General features: G+C 42.0%; 10 protein-coding genes, 2 rRNA genes and 2 pseudogenes. 13 read left to right on the top strand and 1 reads right to left on the bottom strand.

Annotated features, from left to right (window positions below; translation table 11 throughout):
- Window positions 1-345 precede the first annotated feature (345 nt).
- From K9E37_RS03050 to K9E37_RS03000, 11 genes and pseudogenes are all read left to right on the top strand, one after another.
- A 23S ribosomal RNA gene (locus tag K9E37_RS03050) occupies window positions 346-3,412 on the top strand.
- A gap of 178 nt (window positions 3,413-3,590) precedes the next feature.
- A 5S ribosomal RNA gene (gene rrf / locus K9E37_RS03045) occupies window positions 3,591-3,707 on the top strand.
- A gap of 222 nt (window positions 3,708-3,929) precedes the next feature.
- A pseudogene (locus K9E37_RS03040) lies at window positions 3,930-4,649 on the top strand (nitroreductase family protein).
- Between the two features lie 154 nt (window positions 4,650-4,803).
- On the top strand, window positions 4,804-6,135 hold the full coding sequence (locus tag K9E37_RS03035; RefSeq protein WP_041160538.1) for an ATP-binding protein: 1,332 nt from the start codon (window positions 4,804-4,806) through the stop codon (window positions 6,133-6,135).
- 194 nt (window positions 6,136-6,329) lie between these two features.
- Window positions 6,330-6,980, top strand: coding sequence for a response regulator transcription factor (locus K9E37_RS03030; protein WP_012914550.1), 651 nt, complete (start codon window positions 6,330-6,332; stop codon window positions 6,978-6,980).
- Between the two features lie 458 nt (window positions 6,981-7,438).
- Window positions 7,439-8,170: a sensor histidine kinase gene (locus K9E37_RS03025; protein ID WP_081378952.1), complete on the top strand. Its 732-nt coding sequence runs from the start codon at window positions 7,439-7,441 to the stop codon at window positions 8,168-8,170.
- A 420-nt stretch (window positions 8,171-8,590) separates the two neighbouring features.
- On the top strand, window positions 8,591-8,983 hold the full coding sequence (locus tag K9E37_RS03020; protein WP_012914548.1) for a hypothetical protein: 393 nt from the start codon (window positions 8,591-8,593) through the stop codon (window positions 8,981-8,983).
- Between the two features lie 17 nt (window positions 8,984-9,000).
- A complete protein-coding gene (locus K9E37_RS03015) occupies window positions 9,001-9,903 on the top strand; it encodes an efflux RND transporter periplasmic adaptor subunit (RefSeq protein ID WP_012914547.1) in 903 nt (300 codons plus the stop codon).
- Entirely contained in the window at window positions 9,900-10,610 is a 711-nt protein-coding gene (locus tag K9E37_RS03010; protein ID WP_102703485.1) for an ABC transporter ATP-binding protein, read from the top strand. Before K9E37_RS03015 ends, K9E37_RS03010 begins: the two co-directional genes overlap by 4 nt.
- Window positions 10,594-11,805, top strand: a complete 1,212-nt coding sequence (locus K9E37_RS03005; protein ID WP_103014047.1) for an ABC transporter permease — start codon at window positions 10,594-10,596, stop codon at window positions 11,803-11,805. The genes K9E37_RS03010 and K9E37_RS03005 overlap by 17 nt, the downstream gene beginning before the upstream one ends.
- Window positions 11,806-11,832: 27 nt before the next feature.
- The gene (locus K9E37_RS03000) at window positions 11,833-12,357 is read left to right on the top strand and encodes a hypothetical protein (protein WP_102703483.1); all 525 of its coding nucleotides are present in this window, start codon (window positions 11,833-11,835) and stop codon (window positions 12,355-12,357) included.
- Window positions 12,358-12,401: 44 nt separating this feature from the next.
- On the opposite strand, the gene K9E37_RS02995 is transcribed toward K9E37_RS03000, so the two are convergent.
- Window positions 12,402-13,664: an MFS transporter gene (locus K9E37_RS02995; protein WP_102703482.1), complete on the bottom strand. Its 1,263-nt coding sequence runs from the start codon at window positions 13,662-13,664 to the stop codon at window positions 12,402-12,404.
- A gap of 302 nt (window positions 13,665-13,966) precedes the next feature.
- Here K9E37_RS02995 and K9E37_RS06460 point away from each other — a divergent pair.
- Together K9E37_RS06460 and K9E37_RS02985 are read left to right on the top strand one after the other, a co-directional pair.
- A pseudogene (locus K9E37_RS06460) lies at window positions 13,967-15,163 on the top strand (alpha-amylase family glycosyl hydrolase); the annotation flags it as partial.
- An 873-nt stretch (window positions 15,164-16,036) separates the two neighbouring features.
- Window positions 16,037-17,308 carry an ABC transporter substrate-binding protein gene (locus K9E37_RS02985; RefSeq protein WP_033888414.1) on the top strand — a complete coding sequence of 424 codons (1,272 nt, stop codon included), beginning with the start codon at window positions 16,037-16,039 and terminating at the stop codon, window positions 17,306-17,308.
- Window positions 17,309-17,387: the final 79 nt, after the last annotated feature.

Genomic DNA, 17,387 nt, shown 5'->3' with positions numbered 1-17,387 from the left:
TGTGGTTACTGGTGTGGAAAACAATAGTTAACGTTTTTAGATGAGTTTGTTGGGCATGCTTTTGGGTTCCCGGATTGCCACCCCCCTTTGTTTGGGGTTGCGGTCCTTGACTCACAGGATTTCAGGTTGATGCTTTTGAGTGTTTGGCTTGGGTTTTGTGGTGTTGTGGTGGTTTGAGAACTGGATAGTGGACGCGAGTAAAATGCGAAACTTTTTTGTTTCGATTTTTTTGCTTTTATCAATTTCAACCGGCTCCTTTTGTTGGAGTCGCTTGATCGTTTTGTGATCGTTTAGTGTGATGATTTTTTGTCTAGAGAATTTTGCTGATGGGTTCTTACTTTAGTGTTTGTCACTGGTAAGGGCGTATGGTGGATGCCTTGGTAGACAGGACCGATGAAGGACGTGACGGGCTGCGATATGCCTCGGGGAGCTGCCGAGTGGGCTTTGATCCGAGGATTTCCGAATGGGGAGACCCGGCCACTGTTATGAGTGGTCACCACAGTTTTTGTGGGGGGTACGCAGGGAAGTGAAACATCTCAGTACCTGCAGGAAAGGATACTCCGTGAGTAGTGGCGAGCGAAAGCGGATCAGGCTAAACCGGGTGCGTGTGATAGCCGTCAGGTGTTGCGCATTCGGGGTCGTGGGATGGACTGTTCAGCCTCTGACGGGGTTGAGGAGAGTGATAAAATGTCGTGCTAGGTGAATGGGATTGAATTCCCAGCCGTAGAGGGTGATGGCCCCGTAGCTTGTCGTGCGATGTCTCTTTATGTTTATTCCCAAGTAGCGCGGGACTCGTGGAATCCCGCGTGAATCTGCCCAGACCGTTGGGTAAGCCTAAGTATTCCTGTCTGACCGATAGTGTACTAGTACCGTGAGGGAAAGGTGAAAAAGCACCCCGGGAGGAGTGAAATAGTTCCTGAAACCGTGCGCTTACAATCCGTCGGAGCCTTCTTTGTGGGGTGACGGCGTGCCTATCGAAAAAAAATGAGTCTGCGAGTCAGTGGTATGTGGCGAGGCTAACCCGGGTGGGGGAGCCGTAGCGAAAGCGAGTTTTTAAAAAGGCGTTTGAGTCGCATGTCCTGGACCCGAAGCGGGATGATCTAGCCCTGAGCAGGTTGAAGCGCGGGTAAGACCGTGTGGAGGACCGAACCCACCTAGGTTGAAAAACTGGGGGATGACTTGGGGTTAGGGGTGAAAGGCCAATCAAATTCCGTGATAGCTGGTTCTCTCCGAAATGCATTTAGGTGCAGCGTCGTGTTATTGCTTACAGGGGGTAGAGCTACTGGATGCTTGCGGGCCCATACCGGGTACCAATAGCAGCCAAACTCCGAATACCTGTTAGGTTTATCACGGCAGTGAGTCGGCGGGGGATAAGCTCCGTCGTCAAAAAGGGAAACAGCCCTGATCGTCGTCTAAGGTCCCGAAGCGCGTGCTAAGTGGGAAAGGATGTGGAGTCGCATAGACAGCCAGGAGGTTGGCTCAGAAGCAGCCATCCTTGAAAGAGTGCGTAACAGCTCACTGGTCTAGTGGTTCCGCGCCGACAATGTAGCGGGGCTTAAGCACGCCACCGAAGACGCGGCTGCATGATTTGTTTCATGCGGGGTAGGAGAGCGTCCTGTATGGGGTGAAGCGGCAGTGTGAACTTGTCGTGGACTTTACAGGAGTGAGAATGCAGACATGAGTAGCGAGAGACGGGTGTGAATCCCGTCCGCTGAATGACTAAGGGTTCCGGGGCCACGTTCGTCGTCCCCGGGTGAGTCGAGTCCTAAGGCGAGGCCGACAGGCGTAGTCGAATGGATGAACGGGTTGATATTCCCGTACCGGTGTTACACCGTTCGAACTGAATCTGAGAGTACTAACCTTCATTTGCTGGTTGATTGCCTTTCGGGGTTGTTGGCTGGTTTGTGTTGGGACTGTATCGGTAGTAGGTTAGCGTGGGAGTGACGCGGGTAGGTAGCCGGCTGCGGAGGTGGTTTTCCGTGGCTAAGCGTGTGGGCTGTCTCCTAGGTAAATCCGGGGGATGTTAAAGCTGAGGCGTGATGGGTAGGCTGTAAGGCTGATTCCGGTGATCCTGCTTGCCAAGAAAAGCTTCAACGTGAGGTGTGATTCCGCTCGTACCCTAAACCGACACTGGTGGTCTGGTAGAGTATACCGAAGCGATCGGGCGAATCCTGGCCAAGGAACTCGGCAAATTACTCCCGTGCCTTCGGCATAAGGGAGACCCCTGATGGTGATATGGTTTTACACTGTTGAGCTGTTGGGGGTGGCACAAGCTAGGGGGTAGCGACTGTTTACCAAAAACACAGGAGCGTGCGAAGGCGTAAGCCGCTGTATACGCTCTGACGCCTGCCCGGTGCCGGAAGGTTAAGAGGATCCGTTAGCTTCGGTGAAGCGGTGAATTTAAGCCCCGGTAAACGGCGGTGGTAACTATAACCATCCTAAGGTAGCGAAATTCCTTGTCGGGTAAGTTCCGACCTGCACGAATGGCGTAACGACTTCCCCACTGTCTCGGCCAGGAGCCCGGCGAAATTGCAGTACGAGTAAAGATGCTCGTTAAGCGCAGAAGGACGAAAAGACCCCGGGACCTTTACTATACCTTGGTATTGTCGTTAGGTGTGGATCGTGTAGCATAGGCGGGAGGCTGTGAAGCGTGGGCGCTAGCTTGCGTGGAGTCGACAGGTGAAATACCGCTCTTTCCATATCTGGCGTCTAACCTCGACACGTTATCCGTGTCAGGGACAGTGCCTGGCGGGTAGTTTAACTGGGGCGGTTGCCTCCTAAAGAGTAACGGAGGCGCTCAATGGTCCGCTCAGCCCGGTTGGCAATCGGGTGTTGAGTGTAATCGCACAAGCGGGCTTGACTGTGAGACTGACGGGTCGAGCAGGGACGAAAGTCGGAGATAGTGATCCGGTGCCGGCGTACGGACGTGGCATCGCTCAACGGATAAAAGGTACCCCGGGGATAACAGGCTGATCATTCCCAAGAGTCCATATCGACGGGATGGTTTGGCACCTCGATGTCGGCTCGTCGCATCCTGGGGCTGGAGCAGGTCCCAAGGGTTCGGCTGTTCGCCGATTAAAGCGGCACGCGAGCTGGGTTCAGAACGTCGTGAGACAGTTTGGTCTCTATCCTCTGCGCTCGTTGGAATGTTGAGGAGACCTGCCCATAGTACGAGAGGACCTGGGTGGACGAACCTCTGGTATGCCGGTCGTCACGCCAGTGGCGCTGCCGGTTAGCTACGTTCGGAAGGGATAACCGCTGAAAGCATCTAAGCGGGAAGCCTGCTCCAAGATAAGCATTCCTTGCACTTTAGTGTGTGAGCCCCCATGTAGAACACGTGGTTGATAGGCTAGATGTGGAAGCCCTGTAAGGGGTGGAGCTGACTAGTACTAACGGGCGATGGTGACATTCTTCCTCACTTTTACTAGTGGGGAGGGTGAGTTTCTGTGAGTATTATTCTTCTAGCGTTAATGAGTACTGAATGTTTTGCTTAACGATCAGTTGGTAAGAGAGTTTTTATTCGCGTTCATGTCCGGTTCCCTAACCGCCACGTGTTGCCACTCAATGGTTTTGAGTGTATAATCTAGTTTTGCGGTGGTCATGGCTCAGGTGAGACGCCCGGTCCCATTCCGAACCCGGAAGCTAAGGCCTGACACGGCGAGGGTACTGCACTCGATAGGGTGTGGGAGACTAGCACGCTGCCGCATTATTTTTCTAGCGGGGAGTTTTCACTCCCCGCTTTTTTATTTTCGTATACTACTGTTTTTGTAATCCTCCAAACTCTGGACAACGCTCGCGCTATAAGCGCTCACTGCTGAGCAAGCTCACGCTCCGAATTGCTTTCGCGCGCGCAATGCTGCGCTCAAGCAGGTCGTCGCGCAAACGCGAGGAAAGTACTGCGTGCGTATTTGGTGCGATATACTAAAAGCATGACTACACAAACTTTTGAAGTACTCGCAAAGTCGCGATTTTCTGCACGTGATTTTCTAAATAAGCCAGTCGATTCTAAAATACTTGAAACTATTTTGCAAACAGCTGCACAATCGCCGAGCTGGTCTAACACTCGTGGCTACATGCTCGCTATTGCTCAAGGAGAACGCAAGCAGCAGCTTATTGATGCTTATACGCAAAAATGCAAAGCAATGTTTCGTACTAAAGACGCTACCCTTAGCGAATACGAGCGCATGATAGCCCAGAAAATGAGCCAGCCGGATGGAGATTTTCCTGTAATGGCTCCGTATCCGCAATCGCTTAAAGAGCGCAGTGCGCGTTTAGGGTTGGCGTTGTATAAACATTTAAATATTGATCGTAAAGATTTTCCTGCTCGAAATGCTCACACTTTGCGCAACTTCCAGGCGTTTGGTGCGCCAGTTATGGGATTTGTGCTTGTACGCCGTGATTTTCTACCATTTGCTGCGCTGGATGCTGGAATTATGCTGCAAACGTTACTGTTGGCTGCCAAAGAGCAAGGCGTAGATTCATGCCCGCTTGGCGTTCTTGCTACATAGCGTTCGCCGCTTGACGAAGTATTCGACATTCCGCCGGAGTATGCGCTGATTACTGGTTTTGCGTTAGGGTATGCGTCTGAAGCGCACGTAAATGCTTTCCGTGCGGAGCATCCGCCAATCGAGCTTGCGCAGGAAAAGTAACTTCGCATAAACCAATCTATCTTGCAAAGCGCAAAGTACTTTGGAAAATATCAGATAGAATTGCTAAATATGTCCTATTTTCGCTAATTCTATCTTGCAAAAACCAAAGTACTTTGCTAAATTGAAGATAGAAGTGGAAGGAAAAGGAATGCGAATGATTTTCAATCGTCAAAGTTACATAAGGAAACTTAACCAGCTTAGTTGGAATGGTCTGGTTAAAATCATTACTGGTGTGCGCCGCGCGGGAAAGTCGTTCATTCTTAACGAGCTGTTCTATAATTCTCTTATTTCTCAAGGTGTTTTGCAGAAGAATATTATTCGGTTTGCCTTTGATGCAGACGAAGATATTGATCGTCTTGAGCCATTCGCAAATGGCGAGCCAGTAAAAATCGCAGATAAAAAACTTGGCTACGTTATAAATGCTAAAGTGTTCCGTCGCTACATTGCGTCGCAAATAAATGATAGTGACAAGTTTTACATTTTCCTCGACGAAGTGCAATTGCTTGATAATTTTGTTGGTACACTTAACAGTTACTTAAGGCACGCAAATTTAGACATATATGTTACTGGATCTAACTCCCGTTTTCTTTCATCAGACATTGTTACTGAATTTAAGGGGAGGAGCACAGAAGTTCACGTCCAACCCCTTACTTTTGCCGAATATGTGGAAAGTTCTAACAAAACGGTTTCAGAATCTTGGGCAGATTACATTGTTACTGGCGGAATACCGCTTGTAGCTAGAATGCAAAATGTTGAGGAACAAATAAACTACCTTGAAAATCTTGTTAAAGAAACTTATTTGAAAGATGTAGTTCAGCGAAACGGCGTGCGAAAAGAACAGGCTCTTTCTGAAACTTTGCAAGTAATAGCTTCATCAATAGGTGCTCCTGTTAATCCAAGGAAACTTTCTAACACGTTTATTAGCCACGGATATGGGGAAATTACTTCAGCAACTGTTAGTCGTTTCATAGACTACTACAGCGATGCTTTTCTTGTAAGCAAAGCTCAAAAGTACAATATTAAGGGCAAAAAATACATTGATTCCTTGTTCAAAATTTACTTTGAAGACATTGGTGTACGCAACGCTTTACTTAATTTTAGGCAAATTGAAGAGTCGCATATTATGGAAAATGTTATATACAACGAATTAAGATATCGCGGATATAACGTGGATATTGGCGAAATGAATATTGCCGAAAATACTGGTCGAAAAGATAAAAATAACCATGATATTTATGCGCAAAAATCTTTGGAAATAGATTTTATTGCTACTTTGGGAAGTGAAAAATATTATATACAATCTGCGCCCGCTATGCCAACGGAAGAAAAATCATTGCGAGAGAAACGCTCGCTTTACTATATTGATAATTCCTTCAAAAAGATAGTAGTTACGAAAAATGGATTGCATGCTACAAGAGATAATCGTGGGGTAGTCACCATGGACCTATTTGATTTTTTGCTTAACGAGGATAGTCTTAAGCGGTGAAGATTTAGGGAATAAATAAGTATTTGTTATTAAAGGTGTCTTCGGAATCTTTGTATGGTTAATCTTGTTTATTGTCAAGCAGATGCGTATATAAATTTTGAGAATATTACTATTATAGTGGATTATATTTTTATGTTTTTATAGACACGGTGTTTGCTTACAATTTTAAATATTGTAGTTTTCAAAGGAGTGATATGGCAAAGCAGATTGCTGTCGGAATTATTGACGATGATTCTTTTTGTTTACGTGGTATTAAAACTTATATTGAGAAAATCGTTCCATCTTGTCATATTTGCTGGTTTTCTACTTCTTACGAGAAAGCATTATCGCTTTGTGCGGAAAAATGTCCTGACGTATTGTTGATAGACATGTATATGGCTGGAGTTTCTGGAACCAGGATATTGTATGAATTACGGCGAAGATATGAGCGTCCAATCATCATTGCTATCACTTCGTTTCCTATTAAAGATTATGCATTAACAGCATCCGTAGCAGGTGCTCAGTGCATTGTTGGCAAGAATCACCCAAAAATAATTTGTGACATGCTCGATGATATTAGTAACGGAATATTCTGTCCGCAGAAAATAAATAATATTCATTTTGATGATGCTATGGTAGCATTCCAAAGATTACAAAATAAGCCGAAAGTTGGTATTCTTGCATTAACAAATCATGAACAAGAAATTGTTAAACTATGCGTGCAAGGCATGACAAATGCACAAATAGCGAAGAAATTATTTGTCGAAATTGGCACCGTTGAGACAATTCTTCGTCGTGTATGTAAGAAGATGGGTACTCTCAACCGTGCACAACTAATTGCTGCTTGGTTACATGATGAGTACTAAGGGTGTGAGGATCAATGGCGCTTTCATTATTGCGAAGTTTACGCGAAAAGTTTGTTGGCAATAAAACATTACTGTTTTTGAGTTGTATAACCAGTGTAATGGATGCATATTGCTGTGCCAACGCTAATAACATTTCGACAATATCTAAGTTACTACATATTACACTCGTGATTATAAATTTATTAATTTGGGTATCGCCACGTTTAATGAGTATTTGCTATGTTTTGTTGCATCTATGCATCTCTATTATTCCGATGATTTACGTTCCTGTAGTAACGTTTGGATTTGTTTTTACTTTTACTTATATTGCTTATGTATATTATCTTCGGCTTACAATTCAATTACTTTTAGTTTCATATATATTACAGTGTTTTTGTTATTACTACTCCCCAACTACGTCATCTTTTAAATTATTTTTTATTTATGTTTTAATGAGTGCTTTTTGTGCTTCCTTAGGTGTGATTCTGCGTATCCAACATAAGAAAATTATTTTGCGTGAACAAGAACATCAGATTGTTCACAATCTACAATTGGCAGTGTGCATGCATGATCATATGACTAATAAAATTGCTGATCTTATCCTGAACATTGAGATAGCGCTACTTGACACATCTCTTTCTGAGGAACAACGAGCTTCTTTTGAAGAAATGAAGACTTTAGCGAATCAGGCCTTTGAAGAAGGCCATCGTATTATTGACTTACTTCATAACAATGGAATATTGCAAGATGTTCGTACTGAATTTATACAGCGCATTAACTATGTCATTAAGAAAAATGACGCGCTCAATAAAACATGTGGATTGCATGGGGAATCTGTGTGTAGAATATTCGACGATGATATTGACTCAGATATGAGTTGCGAGGTTATTCGTGAAGTTCTTGATTTAATTGATGAATTGTATCTTAATACACGCAAACATGCCACGTTGTGGTATAGAATGAGCTTTTCTGTAGAAAGGGAACAAATTGTCATTAGACAGTTCAACATGTGTTCTTCATTTAATAAGCAGGAACCTGCTACTCGTCCAGCTTCTAAAAAAGGACTTCAGCTCCATCATGATATTATCAAACAGTTTGGCGGTTCTATAAGTATTCATAGTTTTAGCAGATATTGGAAATGCACTGCTATTATTCCAACTAGAGCAAGAGTTGCTGATGGCGAATTTAACACATACCAAGAGCATGCATGAATATAGGACAATACACATTTCTGTCTCTAATTTGGTTAATTTGGTTTATTGTATTGATATTTGCCATTTGTGTGGTTGTTGTTTCACCATTTGTGAACAAGAATAATAGAATGAAACAGAGAGATAAAGCTGTTTTTGACATAGTAACTATCCTCTTTTTAAAATAAATAAAGGTTGTTAACGTGTACACTTTTTGTTCTAACACATATTTTTTACTGAAAAGTAATACTTTCAATTATATCTTGTGACCATCTTATCGCTACATAGCTTTACCTTTAAAATATTTGTCTTGGTTTTCATATACAAGGTCTTGGAGTGCAGTTTCTCCTTAAGGTAAACTTAATTGAAAGTGAGTTGTTATTAATAAAGAAAGTTTTTTGGTAATGATTCATAAAATAAATAGTTAACAAGGAGGTTATTATGAAATCTTTCAAAAAAGTAGTGATTGCGTCTATGTCGGGTGTATTGCTTGTTTTTGGGGCGGCTAATATTGCTCATGCTGATACAGCTTATGTGTCAGGCCAACTTAACACATCTGGCACTCTTGTAAAATACAATTATGTAAGGACTCATCAGTTTACTGGACCAATTAGTTTACATGTTACAGATATGCCCTCTGGGGTTCTTCGTTTAGGTTTGCGTAATATGAAAAAACCTGGTGGTCCACAATTCACTGATTCATTACAGTGGAATCGAACAGGCACTAAAGCATGGGATAATATTTTGGTAGGAACTAAATTTGCATTCCAAGGTAGAATGCTAGCTTCTGGAATTTTTCTTGATAACACTTGGGGTGGAGATTTAACATACTAAATCAGGAACTTTGTGTTATGCGTAAGTTTACGAAAGTATTCTTGTTAGCTGCTCTGCCAGCGTGTTTGCTTACTGCATGCGCTGGTAGAGCAGTTGATGATAGTCAACAGCAGGCATCGCATGATTCAGTTCCACTTATTTCAGTCAAAAAACAGCCTTTAACACAAGTTGTGTCGGGTAAAGCAACAATAGAACAATCGTCTACCTTTGTTATCACTGCTGTAAGTAGAGGGAATTTTTCTCCATCGGTAAAAGCAGGAAGTGCTGTAAAAGCTGGAAGTATTTTAGGCTACAATGCTGATAACAAAGTTATTGCTCCAGTAGACGCTAAAGTTGTGTCAGTGGCTGAATCATCTGCGGACGTGCCTAAATCTTTCCCGCTATTTACTCTTAAATATGAAGGTTTTTCAATAAGCCTTAACGCAAAAGCTTTACTTCGTTCTGCGGATATTGCAGATATTAAAGGTCGCTTCCAAGTTGAAGATGGTGTTGGGCCAACCAATTGTTTGCAAATAGTACAAAGCGGTGGAACTTCTACAGATGTTGCAGCTTCGGGTAGTAGCAAGAATGATAATGCTGATTCAACTCAAACAGATGAGTCGAGTGCGCAAAGTACGCCTAGTGTATCGTCAAAAGTTTTAACGTGTTTAATAGATAAAAGCACAGAAGTAGAATCAGGCCAAAATGCGACGCTTGTTTTTAATGGCAAGCATAAACAATCGGTTCTAACTCTGCCTGTTAGTGCAGTTGCTGGAAGAGTCCAAAAAGGATTAGTCTCATACAAGAAAGGCGATAATTGGGAGCGTAAAGAAGTTGGTCTTGGAATCAGTGACGGCGCTAATATTGAAATTACGTCTGGTTTGCATGAGGGTGATGTTGTAGCAGGTGTTTCTCCTGATCTCATTCCAGGAGTGCAATGATTATGGAGAACAATCCTGTTCCACTGGTTGAACTACAAGACGTGTCAGCGCGTGTAAAACTAGGCAATGGCGAATGGCTTACCACTGTCAACTCTGCTTCTATGTTACTTAATCAAGGTGAAACATACGCGGTAGTTGGCAGGTCTGGCTCCGGCAAAACAAGTCTTATTTCTATTATTGGATTTTTGAATAAAAATTTTACTGGAAAATACTATTATTCTGGCAAATCAATCCAAAAGTGTAGTGATGCTACAGTATCGCATATGCGCGCTCGAAATATTGGTTTTGTTTTTCAAAACTATTCGCTTATTAAGCATTTAAGCATTAGAGAAAATGTTGAGTTGCCGCTTTTATACGCAGGACTACAACAAAGCAAGCAGACAAGAAGAAAAACGATAGAAGAAGCATTATGTGCTGTTGGATTGCAAGATAAACTAAATGAATACCCTGGAAGGCTATCAGGCGGTGAACAACAGAGAGTTGCGATAGCGCGTGCTCTCGTTACTAATCCCGAATTACTTATTTGCGATGAGCCAACTGGTGCGCTCGATAGTAGCACGGGAGAAAAAGTGCTTCAAGTGTTGCATGATCGTGTTCAAGAATCTGGAACAACATTACTATTAGTCACTCATGATATGAAAGTGGCTCGTTCTTGCTCTCACATTTTTACTATGGAAGGCGGTGTTCTTTATGATCATGCTGCTTAAAGATTTGCGCCTGTCTCCTATGAGATCCTTCCTTACAGGTTTTTCAATGTTTATCGGCATCATTGCCGTTATTGCGTCAGTGCTTATTGGCACGGTTGGTAAGGACTATCTTATTGCAACTAACGAACAGCTAAACGGTCGTAGACCAACATACGAGATTACTTTTTCAGCACAAAATTTTGACGAATATTCAGTATTTAACAAATTCTTAAATCGCATTGAATCCGCAAATCGTAACGCTAACGTTATGCTACAACCAAACACTGGGCTACTGTTTAGCGCTTCTATGCCAGCTTTGAAGAGCGTAAAAATAAGCGAAGAATATAAAACTAGCAATCTTCAATATGTTGATGCTGTTTACACTACGTCAGGATACAATAAAGTTTATAACTTACCTATTGTAAGTGGAAGATGGTTTAGTAATAGCGCTAAAAGCAACGCATTAGAAATGGTAGTAAACCAATCTGCTAGCAAAAGATACAAGATTGGTGAAGTAGCATTTATTACTTCTCGCAAAACAACACAAATGAGTCCTATAAGGATTGTTGGAGTTGTGAACGATGGCGTAGACTCAGCAAAAGCATACGTGAATATTCTAGGCTTGTTACGTTACGCTCCAACTCTTTGGGAATATTCTGAAAAAGAAACTCACGGCTCAATCTACTGGTTAAATAAAGAAAATCGTTCTCAAAAATCAATTAAATCTTATGTTTCAGATGCTCTTTATGACTGTTGTGGTGGGCAAGTAAACGAAATTAGAAGACATGATAATAGTGATGATTACGAGAATGTGATAACAGTATTGCAATTAAGTTTTGCTATCGTAGCAGCATTATTGCTTTTTGTTTCCGCGCTAGGTTTAATCAATATTGGTTTAGCATCGTTGGAGCAGCGCACACATGAACTTCTTATACGCAGAGCTTTGGGTGCTACTAGATGGTCGATTGCTTCACTCGTGTTAGGCAGTGCGATTATTTTAGCACTAATAGTCTCGATTGCTGCCGTCGCTGTTTCTTTTGGTCTTGTGTCTATAGCATCAAGTTTTTGGGATGCATCAAGCCCAGTTAGTCCGCCAGTTTACCCATATGAAGCCGCTATTGGAGCTGTTATTGCGGCTTTTATCACAGCACTTGCTGGAAGTGTGGTGCCGGCAATAAAAGCATCGCGTTTACAACCAGCATTAGCATTGCGTTAATTTTCAAAAAATAAGAAAGAAGGAATAATGAATAATCATACTATTGGTAAAGCAACTCTTATTGTTGGTGTGCTTAGTGCGCTTCTTATGTTCAATGCTTGTGGAGGAGTAGACAACAATAATGCGAGTGGTATGGGTGGCGCGCGCTCGCAAAATAGTTCGCCTAGAGAGATTGTTGATTTTGCTCATATAGAGAAGGAATATCAGGAATCTGTGGCAAAGCTTAGTTGGCCTGAAAAATATAAAGCTCCTGCAAACTTGGTTGGAGAAGAAAAAGACAGTCAGTTCCAGAGTGGATATGGCGATACGCAAGCATCTAATTATTATCAGTGTGCTTGGGAGCGGCAATGGCTAGACACGTATGCTAGTGATGAACAAGCGGCAAGTAAAGCTTTGCATGAGCTTGAAAAAGTGCCTAGCATGCCGTTTATGGGTCCAGATCGTTGTGATGATGCAACGCGAAACTTTTTCAAAGAGCACATGCGTAAAGCAAAACTTGGAGATCCATCAGGATTCCAACAGGATGTGCAAACTAATTGTCCTGTGATGTAATTGCATTTGTATAGCTTTGTTGCGCTGTCGCGCTAAATGGCTTGTTATATGCTTCTTTTTACCCATGTTGATGGTGTCCAATAATCTTTGGTAAGCATTGATGGGTATGTTTGTTTACGAGCTTGAATAATCCATAAGGCTATACCTGTTGAAATAAGTATTACGCCAGAAGCAATCATTATGAATAATGATGAATTTAGATTTCCCCATGCTAGTACGCTTGCATACCCTACGATAATGCCGCATTGCTCCATAATAGAAGTAAAAGTAGTAGTTGCGCCGAGAATGCGTGTTGGTATGCCGTCGAGAAGAGCTGTTTGCCCATAGACAATAGTGGCGTCAAAAATAATACCTGCAATGAAAGCAGAGCAAAGAAAAAGAGCAATCCAATTATTAAGTGCGAAAATAAGTAAAGGAATAGAAAGGAATCCAGGTAATAAAATGGAGTATAAAATCTCATAATGTAGCACAATATATTTGCATAATACTGAACCTACAATCATGCCAATGTTAAATATGCTGACTATTGATCCCCATGTGGATGCCGAATGAAAAAGCGTGAGACAATGGTGTGCTCCCATTAGTCTAAATGCAGCAAGCCATGATCCAGATTGTAATGCTGATACTGCTCCTAAGACTATTAACCATGGTGTAGATTTCATATAGTGTAGAGAGGCTGCAAAACCAGCAGTTTTATTGCTTCCTGTTTTCGTATTGTTTGCGCTATTTTGTGCTTGCTGGTTTAGATTAACTAACAGTAGAGGTAGCGCCGCTAATATCATCACAATAGCAATGCTCGTAAAGAAAATGAGAGGATTGCATATATCAACAAATATGCCAGTGATTGCAGGTGCAGCAAGCCTGCTGAGATTAATCCACATGCGCATGCTTGCTAAAAATTTGGTTTTTTCGCCAGTTGGTACACTATACGCCATCAATACTTTTTGATTAGGTGAAGAAAATGCAGTAAAGAACCCGAATATTATGCCGAGTAGCGTAACCATAATAGCAATAAGGTTATGCTGTGCTACTAAAGCGAAACCATATCCAGTGCACAGCAAGGCAAAGCAGAACGTTAGAGCTATAAACAATCTAGTTGGTGGATATTTATCTGCGATAATGCCGCCAAGTGGTGCTGCTATGCAGGTCATAAGTGCTACGGACACTGCGTTAAGTGCTGCGTGAGATAAGTCAACATGCATTAAAAGATATAGACTCACGCCAAATCTACAGCTTGTTAAAAGAAAAGCATTAAGCGATAAAACGGATATAATAAGAGTCGTGCGAATTCGTGCCGCAGCGTTCATTTCCTTCTCTTTTTTCTTTCATGTTATGAATGTCTTTCATATTCTGAATGATATATGCCTATTGATATACACCTTTTTCTGGACTGCGAGTGAAATTAGTGTTTTATTGCTGTTTATAGGCAGGGGCTGCGGCTACTGGCGATAGTAGGAGAGGAAGTTAGAGAGTTTGCCCATTGCGTCACGAAGTGTTTGCAAGCGTAGCAAGTAGATAACATGTAATTATTTTAAGGGATTGACGTTTGTTTAACAATGTAGTAAATTGATTTACAAGAGTTTAGCATTACGGTTCAAAGGAGACTGAAATGAACTCTCGAGCGATGAAGTTTAGCGCATTTATGCGTAGGATTTTATTTTTTATAGTTTCATTTTTTATTAGTGTAATGTTACTTTTTAATTCATCTACTTCTGCTTTTGCGAACACTGCTCATAGTGTGCGACCATTGGAAGAAGGTGATGTTATTTATCAAGTCTTAGTTGATAGATTTGCGGATGGTGATTCATCCAACAATGATTTTGGTCATGGTGAATATAACCCTAATGATTTAGGTTTTTATCATGGTGGCGACTGGAAAGGTCTAACTAATCATTTGGACTATATAGCAGGGTTGGGTGTTACTGCAATTTGGATTTCTCCTGTGTCTGAACAAGAACCGTTGTCAAAAGACGGTAAAGAAGCAAGCTATCATGGTTATTTCACTAAAGATTTTGCAACACCAAATAAACATTTTGGTAGTAGAGCTGATTTGCAAAGGCTTATTAATGAAGCTCATAATCGTGGATTAAAGATGATTCTCGATGTTGTGCCAAATCACACGTCAGACTATCTTGATGCTTATGCTCGTAAATATAATGGGGCATATCATCCAGAAGGGTTTTTGAATAATCCAGCATTTTATCATCATTTTGGTGATTGTAAATTCGATAATACTGAATCGCAGTCTGATATAGAGCAATGTGATCTTGGTGGTTTAGATGATCTTGATCAGTCTAATCCGCAAGTCTCTAAATATCTTATTAAGACATATAAAGATTGGATTGATATGGGCTTTGATGGAATGAGAGTAGATGCTGCTCGTTCTATCCCGAAACCTTGGTTAAAGAAATTTGAGAAAGAAGTTGGGGTTCCATCATTTGGAGAAATATTTGTTGGTGATGTTGATTATGTTGCTGATTACCAAAACTACGAATGGGGTGCATTAGATTTTCCTTATTTCTTCACTGTGCGTAGAACTTTTTCAGCAGACACGGATATGCGTGACTTAGGGAAGCTATTTTCGCAGGATACGAAATATAGGAATCCAAACCAATTAGAGACATTTATTGATAATCATGACAGAGCAAGGTTTTTGACTTGGGCAAATGATGATTATCAACGTTTACGTTCTGCCTTGTCGTTTATGATGACTACCCGTGGTTTGCCAATTATTTATTATGGCACTGAACAGGCTGATGACGGTAATGGCAATGGTTCAGAAGTCCCTATTGCAAATAAGGATAATCGTAAAGATATGAAATCGTTTAACACTAAATCTCCGTTATACCAGCATATTAAACGATTAACAGAGATTCGTCGTAAGCACACTTCATTGAGGACAGGTCGTCAACTTGAGATGTGGTCTGCCAAAGATGTGTATGCTTTCTCTCGTATGGCCAAGGATAATAGCGATGAGGTTATTACAGTTGCTCATAATACTTGGGGTGAAAAGATGGTTACTATACCTCTTAGAGCAGAAAGTCATATCTCTGTAGGAACTGTTTTGACAGATATGATGAATACGAATCGTAAGGCAACTGTTGTGCCAGGAGGAGTAACCGGTAAACAGATTAAGGTGCTATTATCTTCGCATGATGTCGCTATTTTTGCCGCAGAGACGTCTACTTCTGAGTATCACCCAGTTCGTCGGAATCTTACGAAGATTATGGTTCATGCGAATGTTCCTTTAGGTCATTCGCTAACTGTAAGAGGAGATACTTATCCACTTTCTTGGAATTATGGTCGTGCATGTCATTATTTGGGTAACGACATATGGGAATTTGAAATGGAAAGAATACCTAAAGGTAAAAAGTTCCAATTTAAGGCATTGCTTGATGACAAACAATGGGTGTCTAAAGATAATGCCTTCGGAGTTGGAGGGGAGGAGGTAGAAACAAGCGTGCATTTTTGATTTGGTATCTGTGTGAACATGACATGTAGATTTATATGAGCCAGTGTTTGTGGCAATTAAAAAACTGTTTGCTTGTTATGTAGTCATACAACAAAGAATAAAAAAATTATTAGTTTGTTTTCTGATGCTTTAGAGAATCGTTCGTCATCCATTTTCTAAATGCAAAATGAGTGCAAGTTAACGTATGAATATAAAAAGAAGGTTACAATGAAGAAACTTACAAAAATATGTGCACTGATTGGTGCTGCTGCAATGATTGTTAGCGTAAGTGCGTGCGGTAGTACGAAATCGTCCGACGCTAATGGTGCAACATCGCTTACCATTTGGCATTATTGGGATGGCGCTAACGCCGATACCTTTGATGCAATGGTGAAGGATTTTAATGCTTCGCATAAAAATATTAAGATTAAGACTGCGAGCGTCCCGAATTCTGATTTTATGACGAAGCTTCGTGCATCGGCTTCGTCGAAGAGCTTGCCAGATATTTCTATAAGTGATTTGGTATGGGTGCCACAGATTGCAAAAATGGGCAATTTGACTGATCTTTCTAAGGTTATCAGCTCGAAAACGCTCGATGATGTGACTCCTGCATTGATTGACTATGGTCATATTGACGGCAAACAAGTTTCTGTGCCAGTGACTGCCAATAATCTTGCGTACATGTACAACAAGGATGTTTATAAAGAAGCTGGGTTAGATCCTAACAAGCCACCGCAAACATGGGATGAGTTGAAGAAAGTTGCCAAGACAATCAAGGAAAAGACGGGCAAGCCAGGGTATGATTTGCTTACTCAAGCAGGAGATAACGGCGAAGGTTTAACTTGGAACTTCCAGGTCAACTTGTGGCAAGCTGGCGGCGAATTCTTGACGAAGGATAATTCTAAGGCTGCATTCAATACGCCAGAAGGCAAGAAGGCTATGAACTTCTGGATGGATCTCATCAAGAGCGGCGTGAGCCCATATGCTAAGTGGGGCGAATTTGAAAAGGGCAAGGGTGGTTCTGCTCAGGAAGGTAGCTGGATGGTTGGCATCTGGGCGCCAGATCCACCATTTGATTTCGGTGTAGCAAAAGCCCCTCATCCAAAGGATGGTAAGGAGGCAACCAATCTCGGTGGTGAACAAGCAATCGTCTTCCACAATTCTGACGCTCGTGCCAAGGCTGCTGGCGAGTTCTTGAATTGGTTCTTGCAGCCAGAACAGGTGATCAAGTGGTCGCAAAAGACTGGCATGCTTCCTGTAACGAAGAGTGTTGCAAAGTCTGATAAGTATTTGGATTGGGTTAAGAAGGAACAGCCTCGTTTAATTCCGTTTGTGGAACAAATGGAGATTGCTCATACACGTCCAAATACGCCATTGTATCCAAAGATTTCCTTCGAATTTGCAAAGGCTGTGGAGAAGGCTTTCGCTGGAGAGCAGAGTGTTGACGAAGCGCTTGCGAATGCTGAAAAGGCAGTAAACGACGTGATTGCCAAAGGCTGATTGCATAAATACTGTGCCGATAGCTGGGTCGAATGAAATAAAGTTGGCTCAGCTATCGGAGTTCTTTGCATCAAGGAGT

The sequence above is a fragment of the Gardnerella swidsinskii genome (assembly GCF_023277705.1).
GTDB classification, from domain to species: Bacteria; Actinomycetota; Actinomycetes; order Actinomycetales; family Bifidobacteriaceae; genus Bifidobacterium; species Bifidobacterium swidsinskii.
The sequence above is the reverse complement of the archived record's forward strand: the minus strand, read 5'-3'. Positions and strand labels throughout refer to the sequence as shown.

Excerpts from the sequence above, each read along its gene's own strand:
- K9E37_RS03015 (WP_012914547.1), top strand. The coding sequence starts at position 9,001 with ATGCGTAAGTTTACGAAAGTATTCTTGTTAGCTGCTCTGCCAGCGTGT.
- K9E37_RS03010 (WP_102703485.1), top strand. The coding sequence starts at position 9,900 with ATGATTATGGAGAACAATCCTGTTCCACTGGTTGAACTACAAGACGTG.
- K9E37_RS03005 (WP_103014047.1), top strand. The coding sequence starts at position 10,594 with ATGATCATGCTGCTTAAAGATTTGCGCCTGTCTCCTATGAGATCCTTC.
- K9E37_RS03030 (WP_012914550.1), top strand. The coding sequence starts at position 6,330 with ATGGCAAAGCAGATTGCTGTCGGAATTATTGACGATGATTCTTTTTGT.
- K9E37_RS03020 (WP_012914548.1), top strand. The coding sequence starts at position 8,591 with ATGAAATCTTTCAAAAAAGTAGTGATTGCGTCTATGTCGGGTGTATTG.
- K9E37_RS03035 (WP_041160538.1), top strand. The coding sequence starts at position 4,804 with ATGATTTTCAATCGTCAAAGTTACATAAGGAAACTTAACCAGCTTAGT.
- K9E37_RS02995 (WP_102703482.1), bottom strand. The coding sequence starts at position 13,664 with ATGAACGCTGCGGCACGAATTCGCACGACTCTTATTATATCCGTTTTA.
- K9E37_RS02985 (WP_033888414.1), top strand. The coding sequence starts at position 16,037 with ATGAAGAAACTTACAAAAATATGTGCACTGATTGGTGCTGCTGCAATG.
- K9E37_RS03000 (WP_102703483.1), top strand. The coding sequence starts at position 11,833 with ATGAATAATCATACTATTGGTAAAGCAACTCTTATTGTTGGTGTGCTT.